This window comes from Brevibacillus sedimenti, assembly GCF_020923495.1.
GTDB classification, from domain to species: Bacteria; Bacillota; Bacilli; order Brevibacillales; family Brevibacillaceae; genus Brevibacillus; species Brevibacillus aydinogluensis.
Genome location: NZ_CP064048.1, coordinates 2,712,738 through 2,736,542, shown reverse-complemented (window position 1 = coordinate 2,736,542; position 23,805 = coordinate 2,712,738). Strand labels below are relative to the sequence as shown.

26 protein-coding genes and 1 pseudogene are annotated in these 23,805 nt (G+C 53.2%); 10 read left to right on the top strand and 17 right to left on the bottom strand.

The window, feature by feature from the left end; genetic code table 11:
- Nucleotides 1-24 precede the first annotated feature (24 nt).
- The gene (locus tag IRT44_RS13390; protein WP_171565685.1) at nucleotides 25-249 is read right to left on the bottom strand and encodes a hypothetical protein; all 225 of its coding nucleotides are present in this window, start codon (nucleotides 247-249) and stop codon (nucleotides 25-27) included.
- 24 nt (nucleotides 250-273) lie between these two features.
- Complete coding sequence (rnz, locus tag IRT44_RS13385) at nucleotides 274-1,251, bottom strand: ribonuclease Z (RefSeq protein ID WP_230076822.1); 978 nt, start codon at nucleotides 1,249-1,251, stop codon at nucleotides 274-276.
- Nucleotides 1,252-1,385: 134 nt separating this feature from the next.
- Between rnz and IRT44_RS13380 the strand changes: the two genes are divergently transcribed.
- The 3 genes from IRT44_RS13380 to IRT44_RS13370 are packed head-to-tail and all read left to right on the top strand — an operon-like array spanning nucleotide 1,386 to nucleotide 4,025.
- Nucleotides 1,386-2,378: an ABC transporter substrate-binding protein gene (locus IRT44_RS13380; RefSeq protein ID WP_230076821.1), complete on the top strand. Its 993-nt coding sequence runs from the start codon at nucleotides 1,386-1,388 to the stop codon at nucleotides 2,376-2,378.
- Nucleotides 2,379-2,383: 5 nt separating this feature from the next.
- On the top strand, nucleotides 2,384-3,181 hold the full coding sequence (locus IRT44_RS13375; RefSeq protein WP_230076820.1) for an ABC transporter ATP-binding protein: 798 nt from the start codon (nucleotides 2,384-2,386) through the stop codon (nucleotides 3,179-3,181).
- Entirely contained in the window at nucleotides 3,168-4,025 is an 858-nt protein-coding gene (locus IRT44_RS13370) for an ABC transporter permease (RefSeq protein WP_230076819.1), read from the top strand. Before IRT44_RS13375 ends, IRT44_RS13370 begins: the two co-directional genes overlap by 14 nt.
- 28 nt (nucleotides 4,026-4,053) lie before the next feature.
- Here the strand turns inward: IRT44_RS13370 and IRT44_RS13365 are convergent, their stop codons facing one another.
- Nucleotides 4,054-4,320, bottom strand: a complete 267-nt coding sequence (locus tag IRT44_RS13365) for a hypothetical protein (protein WP_171565693.1) — start codon at nucleotides 4,318-4,320, stop codon at nucleotides 4,054-4,056.
- The gene (locus tag IRT44_RS13360) at nucleotides 4,289-5,323 is read right to left on the bottom strand and encodes a TIR domain-containing protein (RefSeq protein WP_171565694.1); all 1,035 of its coding nucleotides are present in this window, start codon (nucleotides 5,321-5,323) and stop codon (nucleotides 4,289-4,291) included. Before IRT44_RS13360 ends, IRT44_RS13365 begins: the two co-directional genes overlap by 32 nt.
- 416 nt (nucleotides 5,324-5,739) lie before the next feature.
- On the opposite strand from IRT44_RS13360, the gene IRT44_RS13355 reads away from it, so the two are divergent.
- The 3 genes from IRT44_RS13355 to IRT44_RS13345 are packed head-to-tail and all read left to right on the top strand — an operon-like array spanning nucleotide 5,740 to nucleotide 7,324.
- Nucleotides 5,740-6,222: a DUF2975 domain-containing protein gene (locus IRT44_RS13355; RefSeq protein ID WP_171565695.1), complete on the top strand. Its 483-nt coding sequence runs from the start codon at nucleotides 5,740-5,742 to the stop codon at nucleotides 6,220-6,222.
- A 10-nt stretch (nucleotides 6,223-6,232) separates the two neighbouring features.
- Entirely contained in the window at nucleotides 6,233-6,448 is a 216-nt protein-coding gene (locus IRT44_RS13350) for a helix-turn-helix domain-containing protein (RefSeq protein ID WP_171565696.1), read from the top strand.
- Between the two features lie 54 nt (nucleotides 6,449-6,502).
- Nucleotides 6,503-7,324, top strand: coding sequence for a DUF817 domain-containing protein (locus tag IRT44_RS13345; protein ID WP_230076818.1), 822 nt, complete (start codon nucleotides 6,503-6,505; stop codon nucleotides 7,322-7,324).
- A gap of 179 nt (nucleotides 7,325-7,503) precedes the next feature.
- On the opposite strand, the gene IRT44_RS13340 is transcribed toward IRT44_RS13345, so the two are convergent.
- Nucleotides 7,504-7,662, bottom strand: a complete 159-nt coding sequence (locus IRT44_RS13340) for a hypothetical protein (RefSeq protein ID WP_171566549.1) — start codon at nucleotides 7,660-7,662, stop codon at nucleotides 7,504-7,506.
- Between the two features lie 188 nt (nucleotides 7,663-7,850).
- On the opposite strand from IRT44_RS13340, the gene IRT44_RS13335 reads away from it, so the two are divergent.
- Complete coding sequence (locus tag IRT44_RS13335; protein ID WP_230076817.1) at nucleotides 7,851-9,323, top strand: recombinase family protein; 1,473 nt, start codon at nucleotides 7,851-7,853, stop codon at nucleotides 9,321-9,323.
- Between the two features lie 22 nt (nucleotides 9,324-9,345).
- Nucleotides 9,346-9,450, top strand: a pseudogene (locus IRT44_RS13330) (ABC transporter permease); the annotation flags it as partial.
- Between the two features lie 154 nt (nucleotides 9,451-9,604).
- On the opposite strand, the gene IRT44_RS13325 reads toward IRT44_RS13330, so the two are convergent.
- Together IRT44_RS13325 and IRT44_RS13320 are read right to left on the bottom strand one after the other, a co-directional pair.
- Nucleotides 9,605-10,570, bottom strand: coding sequence for a tetratricopeptide repeat protein (locus tag IRT44_RS13325; protein ID WP_171566547.1), 966 nt, complete (start codon nucleotides 10,568-10,570; stop codon nucleotides 9,605-9,607).
- A 105-nt stretch (nucleotides 10,571-10,675) separates the two neighbouring features.
- Nucleotides 10,676-11,050, bottom strand: coding sequence for an ATPase (locus IRT44_RS13320; RefSeq protein WP_171566546.1), 375 nt, complete (start codon nucleotides 11,048-11,050; stop codon nucleotides 10,676-10,678).
- Between the two features lie 294 nt (nucleotides 11,051-11,344).
- Here IRT44_RS13320 and IRT44_RS13315 point away from each other — a divergent pair, with 294 nt between their 5' ends.
- Nucleotides 11,345-11,779: a DUF2621 domain-containing protein gene (locus IRT44_RS13315; RefSeq protein ID WP_171566554.1), complete on the top strand. Its 435-nt coding sequence runs from the start codon at nucleotides 11,345-11,347 to the stop codon at nucleotides 11,777-11,779.
- A 77-nt stretch (nucleotides 11,780-11,856) separates the two neighbouring features.
- A complete protein-coding gene (locus IRT44_RS13310; protein ID WP_171566545.1) occupies nucleotides 11,857-12,096 on the top strand; it encodes a hypothetical protein in 240 nt (79 codons plus the stop codon).
- A gap of 224 nt (nucleotides 12,097-12,320) precedes the next feature.
- Here IRT44_RS13310 and IRT44_RS13305 read toward each other — a convergent pair whose 3' ends face one another.
- The 10 genes from IRT44_RS13305 to IRT44_RS13260 form a co-directional block, all read right to left on the bottom strand.
- A complete protein-coding gene (locus IRT44_RS13305; protein WP_230076816.1) occupies nucleotides 12,321-13,064 on the bottom strand; it encodes a LytR/AlgR family response regulator transcription factor in 744 nt (247 codons plus the stop codon).
- Nucleotides 13,065-13,314: 250 nt separating this feature from the next.
- Nucleotides 13,315-16,164, bottom strand: a complete 2,850-nt coding sequence (gene lanM, locus IRT44_RS13300) for a type 2 lanthipeptide synthetase LanM (RefSeq protein ID WP_230076815.1) — start codon at nucleotides 16,162-16,164, stop codon at nucleotides 13,315-13,317.
- A gap of 15 nt (nucleotides 16,165-16,179) precedes the next feature.
- The gene (locus IRT44_RS13295) at nucleotides 16,180-16,362 is read right to left on the bottom strand and encodes a mersacidin/lichenicidin family type 2 lantibiotic (protein WP_212132806.1); all 183 of its coding nucleotides are present in this window, start codon (nucleotides 16,360-16,362) and stop codon (nucleotides 16,180-16,182) included.
- A complete protein-coding gene (locus IRT44_RS13290) occupies nucleotides 16,359-17,858 on the bottom strand; it encodes a hypothetical protein (RefSeq protein ID WP_230076814.1) in 1,500 nt (499 codons plus the stop codon). Before IRT44_RS13290 ends, IRT44_RS13295 begins: the two co-directional genes overlap by 4 nt.
- Nucleotides 17,843-18,616 carry an ABC transporter ATP-binding protein gene (locus tag IRT44_RS13285; protein ID WP_171566540.1) on the bottom strand — a complete coding sequence of 258 codons (774 nt, stop codon included), beginning with the start codon at nucleotides 18,614-18,616 and terminating at the stop codon, nucleotides 17,843-17,845. The genes IRT44_RS13290 and IRT44_RS13285 overlap by 16 nt, the downstream gene beginning before the upstream one ends.
- A gap of 82 nt (nucleotides 18,617-18,698) precedes the next feature.
- Nucleotides 18,699-19,964 carry a M16 family metallopeptidase gene (locus IRT44_RS13280; RefSeq protein ID WP_230076813.1) on the bottom strand — a complete coding sequence of 422 codons (1,266 nt, stop codon included), beginning with the start codon at nucleotides 19,962-19,964 and terminating at the stop codon, nucleotides 18,699-18,701.
- Between the two features lies 1 nt (nucleotide 19,965).
- Nucleotides 19,966-21,159: an insulinase family protein gene (locus tag IRT44_RS13275; RefSeq protein ID WP_230076812.1), complete on the bottom strand. Its 1,194-nt coding sequence runs from the start codon at nucleotides 21,157-21,159 to the stop codon at nucleotides 19,966-19,968.
- Nucleotides 21,156-21,845, bottom strand: coding sequence for a nitroreductase family protein (locus IRT44_RS13270; protein WP_230076811.1), 690 nt, complete (start codon nucleotides 21,843-21,845; stop codon nucleotides 21,156-21,158). Before IRT44_RS13270 ends, IRT44_RS13275 begins: the two co-directional genes overlap by 4 nt.
- 28 nt (nucleotides 21,846-21,873) lie before the next feature.
- Nucleotides 21,874-23,202: a YcaO-like family protein gene (locus IRT44_RS13265; RefSeq protein WP_230076810.1), complete on the bottom strand. Its 1,329-nt coding sequence runs from the start codon at nucleotides 23,200-23,202 to the stop codon at nucleotides 21,874-21,876.
- A complete protein-coding gene (locus IRT44_RS13260; protein ID WP_230076809.1) occupies nucleotides 23,199-23,786 on the bottom strand; it encodes a TOMM precursor leader peptide-binding protein in 588 nt (195 codons plus the stop codon). Before IRT44_RS13260 ends, IRT44_RS13265 begins: the two co-directional genes overlap by 4 nt.
- Between the last annotated feature and the right edge of the window lie 19 nt (nucleotides 23,787-23,805).

The following is a 23,805-nucleotide window of genomic DNA, read 5'->3' as shown; positions in this document are numbered from 1 at the left end:
TCCGTTCTCTCAGTTCTCTGCCGGTTAGCGCCAACCGGCCACCACTTCGTGAAAGATCCCGGCACTGCGGAAGTACGCCTCTGCTTTTGGGCGGTTGATGTAGGTTTCCAGCTCGTTCAGCCGCTCTCCCTCCAGGACGACCTGCCGCTGCCGGTTTTCCTCGTCACGGTACTCCACGATCAGGGACAGGTTCTCCCGCAGACAGTGTTCCCGCAGTTCTTCCGGGGTAGCAAAGGTAACCCGTTTCATGCTCTCCCTCTTTCCTGATGATGATCATTCATTATAGCAGGGATTCGCCGTTTCGCCCACTCTGCCGCGCACTCGTTTTACAGGTAGGCTGGCCAGATCTTCCGCCAACGTCGTATTGGGAAAGACGTCCCTGGCCTCCGCCAAGAGATCGGCCATTGTCAGGTCCCCGTCTTCATTTTCATAGCGCGGGCTGAAGTGGGTGAGGCAGAGCGCCTTCACCCCCGCTTCCCGGGCCAGAAGGGCCGCTTCCCGCGCCGTGGAGTGGCCGCTGCGCACGGCCAGCTCCTTGTCCCGGTAGGCGTACGTCGCCTCGTGAATCAGCAGGTCAGCACCGGCCGCCAATTCCCGGACGGCGCGGCACGGCTGGGTGTCTCCGCTGTAGACCACTTTGCGCCCCGGCTGGACTGGTCCGACAAAATCGCGTCCGTCAAAGACACGACCGTCTGGCAGGGTGATCCGCTCCCCCCGCTTCAACGCCCCGTACAGCGGCCCCTGCGGGATGCCCGCCTGTTTGGCTGCGTCCGCCAGAAACGCGCCGGGGCGATCCTTTTCCACCACCGCATAGGCGTACGCCGGCACCCGGTGCTGCACCCGGCGGCAGGACACCGTGAACGCTTCGTTTTCCCAGATGGTGCCTTCCTCGACGATGTGCACATGAAGCGGGTAATGCAGATGGACGGGACTTACGTCCATCACCGCCTGGATGTAGCGGTCTACGCCCGGCGGCCCGTACAGCTCCACCGCCGATGCTTCGTCGTTGCGCAGCGAGCGGCTGGCCAACAGGCCGATCAAGCCGTACAGGTGATCCCCGTGCAGGTGGGTAATGAAGATTTTTTCCAATTGACTTACTTTTAGCGGGGAACGCAAAATCTGGTGCTGTGTGCCCTCACCGCAGTCAAACAGCCACCACTTGCCTGTTTGAATAAAGCGGAGGGCGATCCCGCTGACGTTTCGACGCGTCGACGGAGCACCCGATCCGGTTCCCAGAAAGGTAATGATCATGCTGCGAGTGGTCTCCTTTTCATTCTGACGTTCAGGTGCCTGTCAGGTTGCTGGGCATTCACCCTTTTTTCAGAGGGCGCATACCCTACATCAAGCAGATTGTTCAGGCACTTGCCTTGTCAGGAGGGATGATGATGAAGCGACTGCTCTCTCTGGGGCTTGCCGCCGGACTGGCGCTGACGGCGCTGTTGACCGGCTGTGCCGACGCCCCGGAAAAAATACGGATCGGGGAAGTAACCCGATCGATCTTTTACGCCCCCCAGTACGTCGCGCTGGAAAAGGGCTTCTTCAAGGAAGAAGGGCTCGACGTGGAACTGACCACCACGTGGGGCGGCGACAAAACCATGACCGCCCTGCTCTCCGGCGGCATTGACGTGGCGCTGGTCGGTTCGGAGACGAGCATTTACGTCGCCCAGCAGGGAGCGGCCGATCCGGTTATCACCTTTGCCCAATTGACGCAGACGGACGGCACCTTCCTCGTCTCGCGCCAAAAAGTGGAACACTTCAGCTTCGACCAACTGAAGGGCAGCGTTTTTCTCGGCCAGCGAAAAGGCGGCATGCCGCAGATGGTCGGCGAGTACGTGCTGAAAAAGCACGGCATTGACCCGCACAACGACCTGCAGTTGATTCAAAACATTGAATTCAAAAACGTCGCGTCCGCTTTTGCCTCGGGGACGGGAGAGTACGTCCAGCTGTTCGAGCCGCAGGCGTCCCAATTCGAGGCAGAAGGCATCGGGTACGTCGTCGCTTCGTTCGGCAAGGAAAGCGGCACGGTTCCCTACACCGCGTACATGGCCAAACAAAGCTATCTCGAGAAGCAGAAAGCCGCTATCCAAAAGTTTACCAATGCCATCTACAAAGGGCAACAATGGGTGGCCAGCCACTCTCCCAAAGAGACCGCCCAGGTGATCGCACCCTACTTCCAGGAGGTCAGTCCGGAGATTCTGGAAAGCTCTGTCAAACGCTATCTGGAGCAAGGCTCGTACGCCACCGACCCGATTCTCAACGAATCTGAGTGGAACCTCCTGCAGGAGATTATGGACCAGGCAGGTGAACTGAAACAGCGCGTCGATTACGCCAAGCTGGTCAACACCACGTTTGCCAAAACCGCCAAGGAAGGGAAGTAAGCGATATGAACCAGCTTCTTTCTGAACCGGCCAAAATCGAGCTGCGTCACGTCACCCATCTCTACTTCACGACCACTCGCGCGTTCATGGCGGTCAAAGACATCAACCTGCGCGTGGCGGAAGGCGAGTTCATCTGCCTGGTCGGCCCCAGCGGCTGCGGCAAAACGACACTGCTCTCCCTGATCGCCGGGCTGGAAAAACCGACAGCAGGCAAGATTCTGATTGATGGACGGCCGGTGGAGGGCACTTCCCGCCAGGTGGGCTACATGCTGCAGCAGGATTTTCTGTTCAACTGGCGCACGATCGAGGAAAACATCTTCCTCGGCCTGGACATACAGGGCATCCGCAGCCGGGAGACGGAAGCGTACGCCCTGCACCTGCTGGAGGAAATGGAACTGGCCGATGTGCGCAAGGCGTATCCGGCACAGCTTTCCGGGGGAATGAGGCAGCGGGTGGCGCTGGTACGCACACTCGCCTGCCAGCCTGACATCCTGCTGCTGGATGAACCGTTTTCGGCGCTGGACTACCAGACCAAACTGAAGCTGGAGGACCTGATTTTCTCCACGCTGCGCCGTCACAAAAAAACGGCCGTACTGGTGACGCACGACCTGTCCGAGTCAATTGCGATGGGCGACCGGGTGTACATCCTGGCGCGCAATCCCGGACGCATCCGAAGCGAAGTGGTCGTGCCGCCAGCAATCCGCGATGCGCTGCCGTTTGACGCCCGCAATCGTCCCGGGTTTCACGAGTTGTTTCACCAGGTGTGGAAAGAGATGGAGGTGGTGACCGATGCAGCCACATGAGATTGAGGCGATCCACCGCAACCATTTGCGACGGATGGCGAAACAGCGCTGCCTGGTCGTCGCCACCCAACTGGCCCTGTTTCTGCTGTTCATCGGCATCTGGGAAGGGCTCGCCCGTGCCAACGCCATCAACGTGCTGATCTTCAGCTACCCGTCCAAAATGTGGCAGTTGTTCTGGTCGATGATCCTGGACGGCAGCCTGCTGCCGCACGTAGCGATAACCGTGGGAGAGACCGTTGTCGGCTTCCTGCTGGGCACGCTGCTCGGCACGCTGCTCGCCACCCTGATCTGGTGGTCCCCCTTTCTCTCCCGGGTGCTGGAGCCGTATCTCGTGGTCGGCAACAGCATGCCCAAGGTGGCGCTCGGCCCCGTCTTCATCGTCGGTCTGGGGCCCGGCCTGGTCTCCGTAATCGCGATGGGCTGCGCCATCTCCGTCATCATCACCACCATCGTGATCTACACCAGTTTCAAAGAAGTGAATCCCAATTTTGTCAAGGTAGTCCAGACGCTGGGTGCCAACAAGCGGCAAACCTTTACGATGGTGATCCTGCCCGCCACGATTCCGACAATTCTCTCCACGCTCAAGGTAAACGTCGGCCTCTCCTGGGTGGGCGTGATCGTCGGCGAATTTCTCGTCTCACAAAAAGGGCTGGGCTATCTGATCATCTACGGCTTTCAGGTGTTTAATTTTACCCTCATGAAGGTAATGAAAATACCTGCATTACACTTGCGCGCGAGCCGCATCCTCTGCTCGTGTGATAAACTTCTCTTGACTGATTCCCCCCTAGATCCTCGCCAGCACTGTTCGATTCCTTCCACACAAAAAGAGGACTTCAGCTCATAGAAAAAAAAAGAGGCTCGTCGCCCCCTGTTTATCCAAACATCGGTTCGTCAAAATGAACATTGCGCGTTGCTACAATTCGAACATGGTCATCATTCTTGGTAACACTCGGACCGTCAGCGTAAATTTCTTGAAACAGCTTTTCATCGGGTTTCGCATATTTTTTCCTGGCCTCCATGGCAGCCTGGACCGCAGCTTTTCTTTTTAATGTAATCGCAAAGTCGGATGGTGAATGAACGACGAACGCTCTGACCTTTCTGCCAATCTTAGTAAATTTGCGCGGGTTGTTGTTCAACATATGCTTCAACTCCCCTTTCCAGAAACGTATTTAACGAACTGAGGATTGCTTGGTTTTCCTTTTCAATAAACTGTTCCAGCAGCGCATCGTATCGTTCTTCAGGCACTTGTCTATTGATAAGCAAATGGACGGTCACCACAAACGTTTTTGCAATCGGAATACAGATGATATATTCGTATTCACCGCGAACCGTATTTTGTTCTTTAAAAGCCATAATGGATTTGTTGGACAAGAAGGACTCAACAACCCAACTCTTATCCTCCGGGAACCTCTCATTATGATCCAAGCTGTACCTTTTTCCTTCATCTACGTCTCTGGCGTGACCGATTTGTACCAGTTCATCTTCAACGAGGGAAAATAGAGTTGCCGCTGATGGGCTGAATCCGTCGGGAGTTGAACAGGAACCAAGAAAGTTCTCCATGACCCGATTGTATTTAATCGCCGTGTGATTGCTGTGTTTTACCAACGAGTAAAGAAAATTGACTTGAGCGGTGAGGCGTTTGTTTTTTTCCATTATATCACGCGAATCCTGCCTGCGGCCGAGCCTGTTGATAATTTCACTGAGTTGATAGGCAAACACACTGACGGCTGACATTGCGTTATCGTCGTCTCGATCAATCTCGTATTCACCTGGAGTAATGCCAAACAAGTCCGTGGGAATGCGGAAGTCTGCAAGTCCTCTTGGCTTGACGAAGAAAGCACGGTCAGCACCAAGTTTTCCAATGGAAAGTCCAAGTTCAAAAATCACATTGTCCCGTGCTGCTGTCAGTTCCGCCCCCCGCAGATATGTACGATCGTCCGGAGAGAAAATAAATACGGCAAAATCTGTCGCATCGAGGTGATTCAACAGACTTTGTAACGCTGTTTGATTTAGTTGAAATATCCCATGTGACCAGATTGTGACCTGGGCTTCATGTGTCAGTGAAGCATGGAGCGCTCGTGCCAGTCGGTGTCCCTCTGCGGAAGAGCCAATGAAAACTCTGGGTTTTACCGCAACATTCATGGTACGCCCCCTCTCACACCGAAAATGAACGTCATCTCAATTGGTAAATTTCCGTCTATTTTCTACATTATTCAGCCGTTCGCCATCCGTATACCTTTTTCGTGCCGATTCTTTTCCTCCACTGTGTCAGCTTCAAAAACCACGCTCTTACCCCAAGGCATTTCCACCTCTCTCCATTTTCGCATATTGGATGCAGAACATTGCCAGACAACTGCTATGCGTTTTGGTTCTTTTTACTATCGGGATAAAGAGCCATTGGAGGTAACGATTCAATGGCTGCTTCCGTATTTGTAAGCGCGGGAACGCCTTGTTCCCCAAAAACAACAAAAATATATCTTTTTACGGCATTTTTTTATTGAAAAACGATAAATTGAGTGGTAAAGTCAAAGCGAATTCAGCAAAGTGAGGGGTTTTTTATGAGACGAGGAACAACACTCTTTTTAAAGGGAGCTGTTATTCTGATTGGAATGCCAGTTCTCGCCATGTGCCTGTTTTTGGTGCCTGAGATCGCCAATTACGCAGCTGAATTGTATCCGAATATCGCGATGATGAAATATCTCGTTTTTATCCTTTTGTATGCAACAGCGATCCCTTTTTACGTTGCGCTGTATCAAGCGTTTAAACTTTTAAGCTATATTGACCAAAATAAAGCCTTCTCAGAATTATCTGTAGTCGCTTTACAGAAAATCAAATACTGTGCCATTACCATCAGTATTTTGTACATGGCAGGCATGCCGCTTCTCTATCTGATGGCTGAAGCTGACGACGCCCCAGGCATCATCGTCATCGGATTGGTCCTGATATTTGCCTCCATGGTGATCGGCGTTTTTGCTGCGGTTCTCCAAAAGCTGTTGCAGGAGGCTATCGAAATCAAAGCAGAAAATGATTTGACGGTCTGAGGTGAGTAACGTGGCGATTATTATCAATATTGACGTGATGCTGGCCAAGCGGAAAATGAGCGTTACAGAACTATCGGAAAAGATCGGAATTACAATGGCCAATCTTTCCATATTGAAAAACGGAAAGGCAAAAGCAATTCGATTATCAACTTTGGATGCGATTTGCAAGGCGTTGGATTGTCAGCCTGGAGACATTTTAGAGTATAAAAGCGACGAAAATACGTGAGTTCTGAAGAGAATCAACATAACCGTTTGTGAATCTGCGTAGAAGGTGAACAATTTGAAACGACGATTATTCCATGCCCTGCAGCAGCTGGTACGCTTCGGCTGGCAGCAGGCGCTGTCCTGTGTCTTTCCTGTGGTCATCTTTGCCTCACTGGCTCTGACAAAGTTCATTCACCTTCCCTGGCTGCCCCGTTACGACTGGCTGCTAATCATCTGCCTGGCCATGCAGGTATGGATGCTGCGCTCCGGTCTGGAAACACGCGACGAGCTGAAGGTGATCACCGTCTTCCACTTGATCGGTTTGGCGCTGGAACTGTTCAAGGTGCGCATGGGGTCCTGGTCGTACCCGGAAGAAGGCTGGACGAAGGTGTACGGAGTCCCTCTCTACAGCGGATTTATGTATGCCAGCGTGGCCAGCTACCTGTGCCAGGCCTGGCGACGCCTGAAGGTAGAACTGGTTCGTTGGCCTTCTCTCTGGTTGGTTGCCCCGCTTGCCGCTGCAATCTACCTGAATTTCTTCACCCACCATTTTTGGGTTGACATTCGCTGGTGGCTGGCTGGCTTGGTACTGATCGTCTTTAGCCGAACCTGGGTTACCTATGAGGTCGGCCGTCATCGCTACCGGATGCCGCTTATCCTCTCCTTCGTGCTGATCGGCTTCTTCATCTGGATTGCGGAGAACGTCGCCACCTTTTTTAGCGCGTGGGAATACCCGAATCAAGCCGACAGCTGGCGTCTCGTCCATGTAGGTAAGGTCAGTTCCTGGGTTCTGCTTGTCATCGTCAGCTTTCTAATCGTCGCCTCGTTGAAACAAATCAAGGAAAAGCGAACTAAGAATGGAAAAGACAGCGGCACCCCCACTCGTCAGGAGAATTAAGTGAAAAGAGGATGAGAGAGCGCAATTGCTCCTCATCCTCTTTTTGTACTTCGACATTGACCACATCATCGATACCCAAGGCAATGCACCGAGCAATGATGAGAGACTCACTTACTTGATGCCGATGCTGTCCATTTTAACCTCCTGTTGGGCTTGTCCGTTTGCCCGAGATCGGGCAATCAGGCAGAATTCGCCTGCTTCTTTCCTTTCTGCTTCTGCGTCAGTATGCGAATCATGGCTGGCAATAATGCGGTATATGCCATTTCAAGCCGTTCCTTGCTTGGATAGTTGGGATCGTTTCGGGGATAATCAGGCGGCAACGTCACAACAACCTTCATGTTCATCCCCTCCTTTAGTGTCACTTTATGTCGAGCAGCTTGTTTAACATGACGCTCAACCCGGCTCACCCTCTCAAATGGCTGTGAAAATCACGGTCAATTTTGGGGAAGCAGCGCAACGCATCATTCGCGTTGCAGACACGGAAGAATTGCTGCATATGCATACCTGTAGGGAGGGGAGTCGCATCATGAAAAAAGCCGCTTTATACATCCGTGTCAGTACGGACGAACAGGCCAAAGAAGGATATTCCATCCCTGCTCAACGCGAACGTTTAACGGCCTATATAACATCGCAAGGCTGGGAAATCGCTGATTACTACATCGATGAAGGGGTCAGCGCGAAGAATACCAATCGTCCTGAATTACAGCGAATGCTCAATGACATCCGCGCCGGGCTGATTGACGTTGTGCTTGTGTACCGGCTGGACCGGCTGACGCGATCTGTCCTGGACTTGTACAACCTTCTTCAGGAGTTTGATCGTCACAACGTAAAGTTCAAGAGCGCTACAGAAGTATACGACACGACAACAGCGATCGGCAGGCTGTTCATTACGCTGGTTGCCGCCCTTGCTCAATGGGAACGGGAAAACCTCGGGGAACGCACGAAATTCGGGAAAGAGGAAAAGGCCCGGCAAGGGAAACGGCCAGGCGGGAAAGCCCCTTTTGGATATGACAAATTAGATGGAGAACTCGTTGTGAACGAGAAAGAGGCCGAAACTGTCAGGATGATCTTTCGGCTATATGCCAAGCACGCCAATTTCAATAAAGTAGCTGAAGAGTTATATCGTCAAGGGTGCAGAACGAAAAACAATGCCATTTTTTCTGTCAACACCGTCCAAAAAATCTTGAAAAACCCGATATATATCGGCACACTCCGCTATAATTACACCACCCAAACAGGCACCATCACAACCGTAAAACCGGAAGAAGACTGGATCATCGTTGAGGATGCGCTTCCTCCCATCATCGATAAAGAGGAATTTTATTTTGTTCAAAAAATCCTCGACGCACAAGCGATGAAAAAACCGCGGAGTGTAGCTTCCGGGTACCTCTTTTCCGGCCTGGTGAAATGCCCGAACTGCGGCAGCACGTTGAACGGAACCACTTACCGCAGCAAAGGAAAAAAGACGCCAGGTCAGCCTGTCAGGTATTATCGCTGCTCGTTTACAAAGCCAGGTGCTTGTCATCACTTCCAGATACGTGAAGACAAATTGGAGCACTTGTTTTTGGCTGAGCTGCGCAACCGTACCGATCAGATCAGGCGTGAGGTAACAGGAGACAAAAACGCTTGCCTGAAAGCCGCAAACCTTGACGACTACAAACGAGAACTGGAGTCTCTGAAGCAGAAGCGCAAACGCCTCCAACAGCTTTTCATCGCAGACCTCATTGAGATGGATGAACTGCGAAAGCAGCTGGAGGCGTTCAATACTCGCCAAGCCGAGCTGGAACAGTTGATTCAAACCGAGTCCGAACAGCTGGAAAACCGTTTCTCAATTGAACAATTGCTCTCCCTGTACGAAAATCTGCAACAGTCTTGGGAAGAACTGTCCTTTGAGGAAAAGAAACAATTTGTGTCTATCCTGGTCAAGAGCATTACGGCGCAAAGGCACCCGAAAGAGCCGCGCGGATATGTATTGGAGTCGCTTGTGTTTCATGGATGATTTTTTAAGCAGTTTTATTACCTTCACGCTGGTCATGGTGAGCCTGGCGATCATTGCGGTAGTCGCCACCCTGATGTACCAAGGCGTCGCCGTGCTCGAACGGATGCTCACCCGCCAGTTTCAATAGAGGCTTGTCACCGGCGCCAATCCTCTTTCACAGGGAACGGCGCCGGTCTGCGTGAAACACGTTCCGTTCGTCCACGGCACAGACTCACCCGCTTCTCCCCTCACACAAAAAACGTCCGGCTGTACATACTGCCGGACACCTGGATGCAAACGGGCTATTGCCAAAACTTCCACCAACTCTTTTTGTTCGATTCTGCCTGTCTGGGTACCGTCGGCGTCTGCGCCTGCTCCCGCATTGCTGCTTCCGTCTCCTGTGCTCCCGGCACCCGGGCCAAAAATTGGTCCACCATTGGCTTGTACTTGTCGGCCAGATGCTGCTGCATCTCACGCAGGATGGCGATGGCCTTCTCCTTCTGGTCCGTGGCCAGCAGCGCGTTGGCGTAGTTGAAGCCCGCGTACGGGAGTTGGAATGTGGGCGTCCAGTACTCCTCGCAGATCTGGATCAGTTGATAGACGTACCCGGCTTGTCCAAGTTCGCCGGTGACAGTCATGACCACGTCTTCCTTCCCCTTGGCACCGTCGATGGCCTGCCTGTACCACTGCACCGCCTTCAGCAAATTGTCCTCCGTCAGGAACAGGCGCGCTATGTGCAGCTGCGGCATCCACGCCCCTTCTTTGGCGGCAAGCGCCTCCAGCCGCTGTTTCAGCTCTTCCCGTTTGCCAAACTTCAGGAAGCTTTCCATGTACATGTTCAGCCCGTTCTCCTGATTGGGGTCCTTGAACAGTCCGGCTTCCAAGGTTTCAAACGCTTTGGCCTCGTCGCCCTCATAGGCGTAGATTTTGGCCAGATTGGTACAAGCTGTGCCGGAGGTGGGAAAGCGCTCCAAACAGTCGATCAGCATCGCCTTGGCCTTGTCGAACTCAAGCGCCTGCATGTGCACCACGGCGCGAAACAAGATCGCAGACTCGATCGGTCCGTACAGTTCCAGCAGTCGATCAGCCGCGATGGCCGCCTGTTCGGTGAACTGGTCGCGCACCAGCCCCATCGCAAAATCGCGGAGCTTTTCCTTCTCGTCCCAGTACTTGTCCAGATAGTTGGGGATTACTTTCTTCTGGAAATCTTCGCGCGACATCTGGATCGTTTGGCCAAATTCGTTGGTAAACGTCACAAAATCCGACATGCAACAGCCTCACTTTCGTCTCTGTGCCATGTCAAACAGGGACATGCCCCCAAGAAGAAGAACGATTTCCTCGCAAGGAAACCGTTCGCTGTCCAAGGGCCCCCGTTAGATCCAGGCTTTTATATTCACTTTGCGAATGAACTCTTCCATTGATTCCTTTACCGGGTCGCCATTGTCCGCTGCTTCATCCTGCATGCCCATCAGTTGGCGGAAGAGAGCCTCGTTGCGGGTAGCCAGCGCAAAGTCAAGCAGTGCCTCCCGTTGGATGCGTTCCGCCTCCTGCTCGATCAGCTTCTCTTCCAAGGCGATGTCCTCTTCCGGTACAGCGTACTGCTTATCTATCTTTGGAATGCGCACAATCCACGCAAACGCGCTGTCGGGATTTCGATCACGACCAATCAGGTACCCGTATTCACCAACCGGCAACCCTTGTTCAAAGGTGTCAGCAATGATGACGACACGTTGTCCTAGCTTGAACATGGGCGTCAGCTCCTTTTGAGTCTCATTCTAATAATACTAAATTGTATGTGCGCTTGGGAAGAGTAAACCGCCTACTTCGCACATCTGCCCGTCAACTGTATCCCAAATGCCGCCTTCCGCTTCTCCTCTCGGCTGCCCTGCCCGCTTGCAAACATCCTGCGCTTCCAGTACGCTGTAACCAGGTACTTTCGGGAATGGCGCACGACGTGTGGAAAAAAGATTTGTTGGAACGCGTGAAATGCGCTATAGTTGCGCTTAGAAGAACTGGATTGAGGGGTTGCATACGCAATGCAAATGTCCACGGGTTTTTCCTTGTTTATCATCGGCTGGTCGTTTGTGCTGGTCATGCTGATGGGCATCGGCGGGTTTTTCATGTTCCGCAAGTTCCTGAAATCCATGCCAAAACAAGACGGCAAATCGGAGCTGGACTGGCAGGACTACTATATCGAACAGACCCGCTCCATGTGGACGGATGAAGGGCTTGCCCTGCTCAACGAACTGGTGGAACCGGTGCCGAATCTGTTCCGCGATGTGGCCCGCCGCTCGATCGCGGCGAAGATCGGCCAGCTCGCCCTGGAGGAAAAGGCGACGACCATCACCACCGAGCTGATCGTCAAAGGCTACATCATCGCCACGCCGAAGCGGGATCACAAGTGGCTGATTCAGCACCTGCAGAAAAAACAGATCGATTACACACCGTACGAACGCTATCTGCAAGCGAAATCGTAAGCTCGTCGTCCTTCTGAAACCGGGCGCCCGCCTGTTCGTACATACAGGTAGACCCCCATGACAAGGAGACGATGAGCATGTCCATCATTCTCACCATACTCGGCATCGGCCTTCTGCTGTTGATCATTGCAGCAATCGTGGTGATCGCCCTGCTGAAAAAAGGGGCCGGTCTGCTGATGAAAACAGGCGGATACCGCCGCTACAGCAGCAGTGATTACCGCCACCGCGGCCACTTCGGCCATTTTGGGCACACTTCTTACGGCCATAAGCACTACCGCCGCAAACACAGCAGCCACAGCGGTTTTTTCAGCAGTTAACAACCCGGCTTCAACAGTGAACAGCCCCCTTTCCCTCAGAAAGGGGGCTCCGTTTGCAGTCAACGTCCGTGGTGTGGACGAGGATGCTGTCAGATGATCTGGTTCTCCTCCAGCTCCCGGATTGCTTCTTCTGAATACTTCAGTTCCCGCAGCACTTCCCTGGTGTGTTGGCATCATCTCACAGCTCGTCAGCATCCTGACGATTTTTTGCCAATGTAGACGAGCTAGCCAATGTTGACCATTTTGTACAACGTTCCGATTTTGTTTTTGCTTACGTATGCAATCTCCTGCAAACCTTTAAAGGTGGCGATATACGTTTGGCCTGATGGATAAATTTTGTGAAGATATCGCAAATTGATCAGATAACTGCGGTGAGTCCGAAAAAAGCTTGTCGCATGCAAGCGTTTTTCAAATGAACACAAGCTTTCGGAAACTTTTATTACTCTGCGGCGTTCAGGGGAGTGAAGGTAGATTTTGGTTACCCGTTTTTCGGATGAAATCAAGACGATGTCGCGCTGATCAATAAACTCAATCTCATTGTTGTTGCGGATGCCGATAAAACTGCTTACAAAACGAGGGTCCGCCCTTTTCCCGAAGAGATAGCACTCAATCTTGTAGAGACTCTTGTGCAGCCTCTCCCGTTCAAAGGGCTTTACGATGTAATCGACCGCATCAATTTCAAACGCCCAAGATGGGTGGGTGGATTCGGCCAGCACCAGAACTGATTCCGTATGCGGAAACAACGTAGCAAGTTGTTGGGCCACATAGGCCCCATTTTGATCACGCAATTCAGGATCGAGAAACACGATATCCGCTTTGTTCCGAAATACTGCATCAATCGCCTCCTGTCCTGTTGTCGCAATCCCGGTAACTCCCCACATCCTTTCTGTCAATAAATTGGAGAGGAATTCACATGTCTCTGGGTCCTGATGAGCGACGATCGCTGTAAAATACATGTCCACATACATGCCTCATTACCCCTTTGGTCTCAACTCCATCCTATGAACCAGAGTCTTTTTTTTCCTCTTCAAATTCTATCATTCTCAATATTTTCTAGTCCAGCATATATTTCCCAAACATTACTTCTTCATAATTTCTTCATAATTTTCTTCATATATCCACACACCGATTGGTGATTTCCGCCCGTTTGCACTCCATCATGACAGGAACTGTTATCCGCCCCATCAACCAGCATCGAGGAAGCATTTTCTCCATGACCTACATGTAAAGGGCAAAAGGAGGAACCTTTTCCGGGAATGATGAACGCAACAGCGCGTATGCGATTCCCGACACCCCCCGGTATAAGCCGGGTGTATCGGATGAGGACGGAGAATCAAACGTCCAGCCTGTTCGAGCGGCCAACTTTTGAGCAAGTTTTGCTGCCTGGCGGATGCAATCGGGGTCATTGAAACACTGTCCGCCGAGGAGAAGCACTTCTACCGCTCCGGCCGTTCCGCTCGCATATCCATCATTGGGCAAGGATTGCTGAGCAAGCTGTTGAAATTCTCCTTCTGCAATTTCTCCTTCTATGGATTTGAAGCAGGCGCCTGGCTCTCCGCCCAAGCCAAGGCAATCTGCAAGTACATGGAGCCGCTCCCACTGGGAAAGGTTGTGCAGGGACGGACGCTCTAAATTCAACGCGCCCGCAGATGCCACTCCCAGTCGTTCCAGACGTTTGACCAACGGGAGAACCCATTCCTTGCCCTGGCCGTCCTGCAGCAGTTTTTGATACAAGCGCGCGGCGATTTCGTTCACCGCCGTACGCGCCGCCTCCGTTTGATCCGCTTCCCAATAACACACAGATGCCTTCGCCGCTTCAAACAAGGACACAACGTTCTCCAAACGGTTTTCCCGCACCTCGCGTATCAGCAACCCTGCCTGCTCTCTCGCCCATTCCGCATAGCGAACGTCTCCGAGAAAACGGTGCAGCATCACGCTTCCATACAGGACATCCGCCCGGCGGATGGGACGCTTGCTGCCCAGGAGCGTGTGAAACGCAGCCAGGCCTGTGTCGATATAGCTCCCTTCCTTCAACATCGTCCCTGTACCCACCAACAACAGCGACAGACCGACCAATCCGTCGGAGAGGGACCCATCAAGCACATCGTAACTCCACTGACCGAACCGGTTGCACTGAAAGCCAATCCAGGTGGCTTCCGTACGAAGCGGATTCCAAAAAGCCTGATCAACCAGGTGGTTGGCAATTCCCCGCAAACACCCGAGCACGTCCCCCCCGCTCACTTCGACCGCTGTCGGCCGGCTGTCTCCACCTCCCCCCTGCACGTCCATGCGCTCACGTTTGGTGGAAAGGATCGTCTTCCGGATGATGGCAAGGGATTTTGCCAGATCGTCTTCCCCCAGCAGATCCAAGCGGCGCATCACGCGATCCCACCCGCTTGCTTGCGACATGGTGACCACGCATCTGCCTTGCGCGTCTTGGACGTCCCTGGAGTCCGGTTGGGTCGTGAACAAGGGGACGTCTCCGTACAGCAGGTCCCGTTTTTCATGCGGAACAAATTGCTTTCGCAGCGGATATCGCTTTGTCCCGAGGTACAGTCGATCCAGCAGCTTTTCGCGATCCCGTCCGCTTTTCAGGTAGTCAGGGTGATTCCCCGCCTGCAGAAAATTGTAATAGTGTTGGGTGGAACGGATCACATAGCGAATGCGAACGCGGCGGAACCGGTCCAATATTCCCCCTTGAGCTGTCAACTCCTGTTTGCGTTCAGCGAAGAAGCGGTATATCCATTCAAATCCCTTTTCAATAAACGACAGAAAGTCGACGGCCTTCATCCTCTTGCCGTCCAACATGGGCAAATTGTCAAACGGAGGCAAGGGGAAGGAAGAGCGCCTGAATACGGGAAGATCGTCCCCTTCCGTATCCAGCCATTCCACTGAATACGTGACTTCCGACTCATCGCCGCCCAGACCGCTGAATTCCACCCCCGGCTGCCCCTCGGACGGATAAGCCAAGACGGGCAGCAGTCCTGTCCGCAGGGGGGAATCGAACAGATACTGGCTGGCGATTCCTTCGGCTGTACCGCTGTCAAATTGGAAAAACGGCGTTTGGAACAGCGTCTCCACATCGATATAAAGGGGATGTTCCCCGTGCGCGATCACATTTTCCGCATGAAAATCATTTCCGTCCAACAGATGCCAGATGGCCAAATAGGCCCCCTGTCTGAAGAAAAATCGCTGCACTTCCTCCACAGACTGGCATTCCTTCGGTTCAACATACGGCACCCAGCCGCACACTTCACAATCCAGAACGCGTTGGACGTAAAACGGGCAGGGGAATCCTTGGTCGTTCAAGTATGCCAACAGGGATTGAACACATACATCCACAGCCATTGACCGCGGTTTGTAGACGACGATTTGATCGCTGTTCGACACAAAAAACAGTACGCTTCTGCCGCGGTTATGGGGGTCGGATACTCCCCCGCGCACCTCCGCCAGCTTGCCAAACGTCCCGTCCATCAGTGCCTGGATGTTAGGGAAATGCTGGACGAAGTGGCTCAGGGCTTCCAGCGAAAACTGAATCCAGTACAGCGTACGCGTCGCCAACAGTCTCCCCAATACCGGATACTCCTCCAACGTCGCCCGGAAAAATTTCGGATCACGCAGCTTGCTTTCCGCAAATGAATGGAGCCGCTCGGAGGCGGTCTGCCCCGTTAGTTCGTTGGTCAAATCAGCGATATGCAGCTCCATGGCCAATGCTCTCGACGCAATGTCATGCAGTTGTTCTCCCAAGGCGACCAGCAAGCTGTTTACCAATGACAGCTGATCCACTTCCACTGTTTCTGGTCCAAACCCCAGTTCGGGGATTGCTTCCGTCCATCGTTCGCGCGCAAGATGCAAAAAAGGTTCCACAAACGAAAGAAACGGAAGGCTTGCGTCCTCGTTTCCGGGAAGAGGCGTCAGCGATACGGCGGAATGGAACTCGGGTCGATTAGCAATGGTTTCCAGAATGTCCTCCCATCCCCGGTCGAAGTCACCTGCCGTATCAACATTTGATTGCCCGACACCAGAAAAATCCTCCGGATAGGATGCTGCCAGCCATTTTGTTTTCATCGATTCACCCCTCTTCTATTCCTGATCCAGAATCTCCTCACTGAGTTCATCCAACGGGTACCCGGAGGGGTGCGGAACTCGTCCGAGGAGGTGAGACAACTGCGAGCGGTAGTCGGGATCTTTCCAGGCGCGGATTAATTCTTCCACCCTGATCTTCTTGCCGTTTACCTCGACCCATCCCTCTTGATCCACAATCATTGAACGAACCCTCTCTTTCTGCCCAATACCAACAAGATCAACGGCGGAGCGGCAAACACGGCCCAAATGAGCGCGGGTTCCAGCCACATATCCGTCCATACTTTCCAGAAGGCCCCGATATAAAACAGTGCCCCCCAAAAGGCCACCGCCGACAGGAGCGAACGGGGAACCTGTTCCAGCATCACCTGTTGACCGGACTGCTCTTCCATGACCTGTTTTTTCAGGCCGCTCTTGTCGAAGATGAGAATGCCTACCTTAAGCAAAACGGTAAGCGTGGAGATCAGCAAAGTATTGCCCAGCCCGGCAGCAATTGCCCAGCCCGGCTGTTTCGTGCAAACGCCCAACAGGAGACTGCCGATGAGCGCCGGCAAGGTGATCAGGAGCGATGCACTGGCTGCTTTGCCAGCCACCAGCGAGGTGTAGGAAATGCCAGCCACCTGATACAGATACACGCATTCCCGTTCAGCTGTATACAGCGTGACGGCAATCTCACCAAAGACCAGAACGGAAAGGAATACGGAGATGAAGGGAATCAGCGAGCTGGCGGCAACCGACACGCCCCAGAACGCGAATTGACCGTCATTTGTATGACTGCTGATCAACCAGGCAAGGCCAAGCAATAACACTCCCCATACGATCAAGCGGATTTTGGTGATCGGATTCCGCCAGATGACGGCCACATCCTTCGCCTGAATTGTTCCGGGAATTCCGGGAACGATGCGAACAAAACCGGACTTGGTGGACCGTACCGTGTGTCCGGTCTCCTGCATGCGAAGCCACCCGTCTACATACCACGTCCCTACCCTGCGAGGCATCAGCGCCAATACCAGTCCGGGGATGCCGAGGATGCCCATCGCGTACAACGTATACCGCTCCAGTGCTGCAACATCAGCCGACGCGAACATCGGCATCCGCACCAGCAGGTAAGCCACCCCTGCAATTACGGCGATAAAGCCTACAATGGACAAGCCAAACAGCATCTTCACGAGCCGCGGCTGAAGGTACACAAAGACGGCCAGATACAAACGGCCCAACAGCTCCCAGAGGGCGTTGGCCGCAAACGACACCGCAAAAACGGCCGCCATGGAGGTTATGCGATCGAGCCCCTGAAAATTCCCCGTCAACGCATAGGAGAAAATCAGGGCGGACCATCCCATCATCGGCAGGGAAGCAAGCCACATGCCGGTCAGGTGGAGAAAAGGCGGGGCTCCCGAGGCGACGATGAGAGGCATGAGCCGATGCTGGTACATTTGGGACGAGACGTCAAAAAACAGGCGCAAACTTCCTACCAGCATGGCCTCAACAGCTGCCAGATACAGCAGGGCGGTTAGATCAAAGTTAACCAGCAGATGAGCCACACGGTCGACCAGCAGAAACGCAACGAGCACTTCGCTCAACCGCATCCACAGCGCAGGTTTCAGACGACTGTGGCGGAAACCGGTATTCCAACGGGGTTTCAGGTAGAGCAAACAGATGGATTTCAACTGGTCTGACATGCCTGACTCCCTCCTTGTCCCTCTTCCCCGGTCAACGACAAAAAGATTTGCTCAAGGGTGGCGTTGGGCATCTCGACGACAGACCTCAGCTCCTCCAATGTCCCCTGGATTTTCAATTGCCCTTTATGCAAAATCGCGATGGTGTCCGCCAATTCTTCCACGATATCCAGGATGTGTGTTGTCAAGAAAACGGTACATCCTTCGCGAGCAACTTCCTTGATCAGTTCCTTCACTTCCCGGCTCGCTCTGGGGTCCAGACCGTTGGTGACCTCGTCCAGCAACAAGACTTCCGGTTTGTGGATCAAGGCGGCTGCAATCGCCATTTTCCGTTTCATCCCCAACGAAAAGTCGCGAATCAAATCATCGGCTCGCTCCGACAACCCCATTTGTCCCAGCAATTGATCAGCCCGCTGCCTGGCAGTCTCAAGCGGAATCCCGTACAATCCGCCAACGAACCACAGCATTTCACGAGCCGTCAGCCCTTCGTGCAACAGAGGGGTGTCAGGAACATACCCGACCTGTTTTCGCGCTTTGCGATCTTCCCAGATATCCTGGCCCAGGATATGCACCTTTCCCCCCGTCGGCCTCAGCTGTCCGGTCATCATTTTAATCGTCGTGGTTTTCCCGGCACCGTTATTTCCCAGGAATGCAAAAATGCTTCCCTTTTTCACGTGCAGCGTGAGATCGTGAACGGCTTCGAAATCTCCATATCGTTTTTTCAGGTTCAGGAGTTCAATGGAATATTTCTGATCATTCATGTTTTCTCCTCACAATCCATCCGGGTGTTGAACGGTAACTCCAAGCGGGGACGTCATTCATTTGGGTGAATGTTGATCATGGTCAACAAACAACGCTCACTGCCATGTTTTCCGGAACTAGCAAGCGCTCGATCGCATCGCGGAGATGTCGTGCGGAAATGTTCCTCAAGGTGCGGTCCAAATCAAACCCCTCCAGCGTTGTCCACCATTTTTCCAGATAATACGTCAAGACGCTCAGGTCATTTGCTTCTTTTTGGCAGCGCAGCAGCCACAATTTTTTCCAGTCATCCGCAAGCGATTCCGACCATGGGGCATTTCTCACCCGCTCTGCCGCCTGCATGACAGCTTCACGAAACCATTCCCATGAATCGGTCTGAGCAGTGATCTCCAGATATCCGGCATCGGCTGCCCGGCAGTAGTTCACCCTAATGGCGTCAGCCGATCCATCATCACCGGTCAATTCCTTCTCGTTGAGCAAATTGTACAATTCATGTTCCAGCATCACGGCACAAATGCGAATGACCAACTCCTCCTGAAACAGAGCGGTTGCTGTCAGACCGGCATGGACATGCTTGTATCCGACGTGCACGTACGCCTGATTCAAGCCCATTTCCGCATGCGAGAAGTCCTGCACGGCGTTAGGCGGTTCTCGCCACTCAAGCAGATCTGCCGTGGCGGCGAATGGCTTTCGGGAAACCATTTGCTCTGCTCGTTCCACCAGATCGTGTATGTGAACATTCCCCGCGACCAGAAGCAGACAATTGTGCGGTACGTAAAACAGGGAATGGGCCGTTCGCACATGGTCGAGCGTGATTTGCGACAGAGACTCCTCTGTCCCTTTGACGTCCTTTTTGACAGGATGGTTCCAGTACAAGGCATTCAACATGTTTTGTCTCGCCACTTCAGCCGGATCTGCTTGAGACATCAACATTTCATTTTGAATGACTTGTTTTTCCAGCTGAATCCTGTCTTCCGTGATGTTCGAACGAAATGCCAACTCCAGCAAAAAGCCCACCGTGTCCATGACGTTTCCAACGGTGGTGGAATAGAAGGCCGTTCGGTCAATATAGGTGGAAGCCTGCAAATCGGCTCCGTATTCAGCCAGTTGAACGTACGCGTCATTGCCCTCACTGGGAAAAAGGGCGTGCTCAAGAAAATGCGCCACACCTTCGGGTTGAACCACTGTGGCGGATGAAATCGGGTCAAAAAACCGGTGGTGAAGCGAACCGTACTTCACCACGAGCCGAACGTGTGCGGAGTAGTATTGCGGTTTTTCGATAAACAGAACGGTCATCCCGTTGTGGCACTCCACACATTGCCAATCGGAACCATTTCGAATTGCCTTCATATTACTCCTCCATCAGAACAGGTTCCAGGAAAGACACAGCCTCCATTACATCCTGCTTGGTCACGTCTTGAATAAGCGCAACCCTGGATGCAGGTTCGAATGGTTCCCCTGTCTCGACATGAGCAAGATGACAGCTGACGATGGAATCACAATCATCCATGGTGTACCACGCATCACTGATCAGAAACCGCTTGGTCACCTGCAGGTCGCGATCGGTAAAATCACCTCGCTGCAGGGCGTGGAGCTGTCCCACCATCTCTTCGCGCACCTGATCGCGATTGTCAGGCTCCGCCCCTGCCACCATCACGATTGTTCCCGTCGTTTGATCCCACACGGAGAACGCGAAGTAAGCCAACCCCAGTTCTCTGCGTATGCGGGAAATCAACTTGGAGTGGAAGCATCCGCCCAACAGGGCATTGGCAACCTGAAGGCTGATGCGCGCTGGCAAAGAGGGGTTCTTCGCTGTCAGCCGGTATGGCAAGACAATCAGATGGGAATCGCCGGCATCCGTCCCGGAGACGGGATCGGGAACACGCGGATCAACTCCCGTCCTTTCCTGTTTAACGTCAGCAGTCCACAGCCGCGAACGCTCTCCACACCAACTCTGCAGCGCTCTCCAATTTTGGGCGGGATCGCCTGTACCAATTGCATAACAGATAGCGGGAGCCTCCCGAACAAGATGGTCGTACTGCCGTGCGATGAAAGAACAATCCAACAGTTCGTCTCCCCATTTGTCGCCGTCCGCGTCCAGAAAACGCAGCAAAGATGAGGTGACAGGGTCGATTGCGCTCGTGACGTGAATCCTTCTGCGTGCGATCTTGCGGGGGGCTGCGGACATCCAGTTCACGTACGCTTCCTGGTTAATCAGCGGCGCACAGACGACGGACAGGAGGAATTGGACATGGCTGTCATCTGTACCAAATGGTTCGCCGCTCGACAGCGATTCCATCTTGAGCCCAACATAACTCGCCTCTTGAAACCTGTGCTCAACAATCTCCGGCCGTTCCCACCTGCGACTGTCCGGATGCTGTATACAGTGAATCGCGACCAGGCTGTCCATCATGCCGCTCCAAAACCATAGCGGCCAGTCAGGCGGGACACGAAACAGAACGTAATAGGCTGACGTCAAAAATTTACCTGTCTCAACGTTTACCAACCGGAGATTGTCGTTGACAGGCCGATCCTGAACATTCAAGCGTCTACCCCCTGTTTGAACACCGTTAACACGGCAAAAACCGCTTCGTAAAAGCCGTCGATCCCCATTCGCTCATGAAGGCGATCATCAAAAAATTCCACATGCACCTTATGCGGGATATGGTCACGCTCCCACCGGGTCGTGATTTTTTCAACCATTCTGCCAGTCTGCAGCAGCACCGCACGATAACCGCGTTCTCCGTGCAGCAGCATCCCTCGATCGAGATTGGCCGTCACGATGATGGCCGAATCCGCTTCCCCCTCGGCGGAATGGATCAGCGCGTCACGCAGAAACGAATCGGAACTAGTGCGCAGCGGGACCAGCTTTGACCGGCGGAAATCAAAATAATAGAAGGTATTGACGCCATGACTGCTTGTCACAGCATAGAGTTCCACGGCATTCAGCCCGGCAGCGTGCGGCGCCAAGTCTTTCAAGGAGCGTATGGAGGAAGGAAGCTCCTCTCGTTCGTTTATGTCCAATTCTTCTGCGATTCCATAATCTTTATACGAGTGTTCCACATGATATCGTTCATGCAGAATCGACAGCAGTTCTTTTCTCGCTTCCTCTTTTGCCCAATATACAGAGGGAAACAGCTTGCTGTTTTCGTGATACCACGCAGTCACATGTTCCGGGTGCAAACGATTGTGCTCGATCAAACGGAAAGAATAGTCTATTCCTCTTTTCATCGAAAACCTCCCAGCTCCAACGGCTCTGTTACGGAAGGGGATGTGGCATGGGATTCAATTTGTGGTATGTGTAGGGACGGTCCAGGTATCCCATCTCAACAGGCACCTGATAAAGCCGGGTTCCGCCCGCAACCTTTTCCTTTTCACTGCGCGTAATGTCGACCGCCCCGGGAACGATGACCCGATAGACGTGCAAGCCGAGCTGTCTGACGTCCGGCAATGTAATGTCGACGGCAATCACCTCTAGTCCGTTCCGTTCCAGCGCTGCGATACACTTGTCCAACTCCTCCGTCACATTCAGTTCGGACAGCCATTTCCCCGCCGGCACATCGTTTTCGACCGTTGACTGATAGACGAATGCTGCATGGCTGTGGTTCAGCTCGTCACAATAGAAGAACGGACGCAGCACGAAATCCTCAACTTCGTCAGGCGTGAGGGTAAAGTGAATGTATTTGGTAGAAAGGTAGCGGCATCCCATCCACTGCTGCGCAATCTCACACAGCGCCTTGATGCATGCTTCCTCCAGGGAAGGGCGGGAAGCGGCTCCGACAATGGTTCGTCCATTCGGCGCTTTCATGATGGCGCAAACTGCAGGAATGCCAAGCGTCGTGGTCGTATCAACCAGATGATACCGGAAGTGTTCCGCGGCAAAATACTGTTGGTAGATCTCATGAAGCCGCTTGTTGCTTTCCACATTCAGCCTGGGCAAACTTAGTTTGTTGTGCCACATGATGGAATACGAGTCCCGTTCGACGATTTCCAATATCCCCCGCAATACGGCTTCTTCCGCTGTGGGGGCGCATGAAAGTCCCGTGGTCAACCCTCTCCACACGAGCGCTTCGTCCTCGCCGGGAAGATAATTTTCCCATACCGCTGCCGCCGGGACCCATACCTCTTGCCCCCGTGTCAAATTGTATCCGGGCACCCATCTCACCTTGGTGTCCTCCGTAAACCGCACAAAGGGAAAATCCTCTTGCAAATATTGATCCGGATGAAACCAGGCAAAACGCTCCGGATGAACCGCTCCCTTCAGTTCTCTCCAGGAAGCCAATGCCATTCCGGAACGCACGTAGTACGAGCCGCAGTAACGTTCGATGGCTTCCCCTACAGCGGAACGTCTTGCTTCTTCCCGGGTAAATCCAACCCCCGTCGTAATCTCGGGGCTGCCGCTGATCCCAGGCACCAATTCGTTCGCGTAGGTGGGCGCCGCCATCGCCGCATACAGTTTTTGATCGCCGGGATCATTCAAGCAATCAGCGAACCATCGCACAATGCCGCCATACCGACTGACAACCGAACGCAGCGTACCGAGAGAAGAAACGTCTTTCCAGTCGCCTGCCAATCGCTTTCTGCTCATGAGCCAACCTCCGAAAAGCGGGTCATCCACGGCTGTACATATTGATGGATGCGGGTTTCCACACCACACACAGGGCAGGTTGGAACACGCAGGACGGGATGAAGCTCCCCTTCAAGCGTCAAAAAGTCAATCTCCAACATCTGGTCCGTAATATGGGCAGCCCCTGCGCGGTGATCCTTGGAGACAAATTTGTACGTTTCCAATGCGACAGCGTCACACATCATCCGGCGCACGTTTTCTTCCAGGCATTCGGGAATCTCGGGACGTTCCGGCTCCTCGACCATATTGGCTTTCATCCGAAGCGACAGGCACTCAAAGCAGGGACCTTCCGTAGGATGAAATACGGGACCTGCAAGCACTCTCCCTCGGTCCCATAGAACATGAAGCCAGCGTTTCCCTTCTTTTCGCATGAGTTGGTTTATCTGACTGCCGAACGTACCGGCATTGACCACAACAAGCAAATCAATCTCCGACCGCTGCTCTTCCAACGATTCGATGACACGGGCGGAGAGATTGAACAATTGATAATGATTCGCCAATTGGGCGGCCAAATCACGGTTGTCTTTGACCAAAATTCCAATCATCGCAAATCACTCCTATGTA

What these genes read in the sequence shown, in the direction of transcription:
- IRT44_RS13280 (WP_230076813.1), bottom strand. Translation starts at nt 19,964, where the DNA reads ATGAAGGCAATTCGAAATGGTTCCGATTGGCAATGTGTGGAGTGCCAC.
- IRT44_RS13320 (WP_171566546.1), bottom strand. Translation starts at nt 11,050, where the DNA reads ATGTTCAAGCTAGGACAACGTGTCGTCATCATTGCTGACACCTTTGAA.
- IRT44_RS13390 (WP_171565685.1), bottom strand. Translation starts at nt 249, where the DNA reads ATGAAACGGGTTACCTTTGCTACCCCGGAAGAACTGCGGGAACACTGT.
- IRT44_RS13340 (WP_171566549.1), bottom strand. Translation starts at nt 7,662, where the DNA reads ATGAAGGTTGTTGTGACGTTGCCGCCTGATTATCCCCGAAACGATCCC.
- lanM (WP_230076815.1), bottom strand. Translation starts at nt 16,164, where the DNA reads ATGAAAACAAAATGGCTGGCAGCATCCTATCCGGAGGATTTTTCTGGT.
- IRT44_RS13265 (WP_230076810.1), bottom strand. Translation starts at nt 23,202, where the DNA reads ATGAGCAGAAAGCGATTGGCAGGCGACTGGAAAGACGTTTCTTCTCTC.
- IRT44_RS13365 (WP_171565693.1), bottom strand. Translation starts at nt 4,320, where the DNA reads ATGTTGAACAACAACCCGCGCAAATTTACTAAGATTGGCAGAAAGGTC.
- IRT44_RS13335 (WP_230076817.1), top strand. Translation starts at nt 7,851, where the DNA reads ATGAAAAAAGCCGCTTTATACATCCGTGTCAGTACGGACGAACAGGCC.
- IRT44_RS13380 (WP_230076821.1), top strand. Translation starts at nt 1,386, where the DNA reads ATGAAGCGACTGCTCTCTCTGGGGCTTGCCGCCGGACTGGCGCTGACG.
- IRT44_RS13360 (WP_171565694.1), bottom strand. Translation starts at nt 5,323, where the DNA reads ATGAATGTTGCGGTAAAACCCAGAGTTTTCATTGGCTCTTCCGCAGAG.
- IRT44_RS13295 (WP_212132806.1), bottom strand. Translation starts at nt 16,362, where the DNA reads ATGATTGTGGATCAAGAGGGATGGGTCGAGGTAAACGGCAAGAAGATC.
- IRT44_RS13355 (WP_171565695.1), top strand. Translation starts at nt 5,740, where the DNA reads ATGAGACGAGGAACAACACTCTTTTTAAAGGGAGCTGTTATTCTGATT.
- rnz (WP_230076822.1), bottom strand. Translation starts at nt 1,251, where the DNA reads ATGATCATTACCTTTCTGGGAACCGGATCGGGTGCTCCGTCGACGCGT.
- IRT44_RS13325 (WP_171566547.1), bottom strand. Translation starts at nt 10,570, where the DNA reads ATGTCGGATTTTGTGACGTTTACCAACGAATTTGGCCAAACGATCCAG.
- IRT44_RS13260 (WP_230076809.1), bottom strand. Translation starts at nt 23,786, where the DNA reads ATGATTGGAATTTTGGTCAAAGACAACCGTGATTTGGCCGCCCAATTG.
- IRT44_RS13375 (WP_230076820.1), top strand. Translation starts at nt 2,384, where the DNA reads ATGAACCAGCTTCTTTCTGAACCGGCCAAAATCGAGCTGCGTCACGTC.
- IRT44_RS13290 (WP_230076814.1), bottom strand. Translation starts at nt 17,858, where the DNA reads ATGTCAGACCAGTTGAAATCCATCTGTTTGCTCTACCTGAAACCCCGT.
- IRT44_RS13285 (WP_171566540.1), bottom strand. Translation starts at nt 18,616, where the DNA reads ATGAATGATCAGAAATATTCCATTGAACTCCTGAACCTGAAAAAACGA.
- IRT44_RS13270 (WP_230076811.1), bottom strand. Translation starts at nt 21,845, where the DNA reads ATGAAAAGAGGAATAGACTATTCTTTCCGTTTGATCGAGCACAATCGT.
- IRT44_RS13310 (WP_171566545.1), top strand. Translation starts at nt 11,857, where the DNA reads ATGTCCATCATTCTCACCATACTCGGCATCGGCCTTCTGCTGTTGATC.
- IRT44_RS13305 (WP_230076816.1), bottom strand. Translation starts at nt 13,064, where the DNA reads ATGTATGTGGACATGTATTTTACAGCGATCGTCGCTCATCAGGACCCA.
- IRT44_RS13315 (WP_171566554.1), top strand. Translation starts at nt 11,345, where the DNA reads ATGTCCACGGGTTTTTCCTTGTTTATCATCGGCTGGTCGTTTGTGCTG.
- IRT44_RS13370 (WP_230076819.1), top strand. Translation starts at nt 3,168, where the DNA reads ATGCAGCCACATGAGATTGAGGCGATCCACCGCAACCATTTGCGACGG.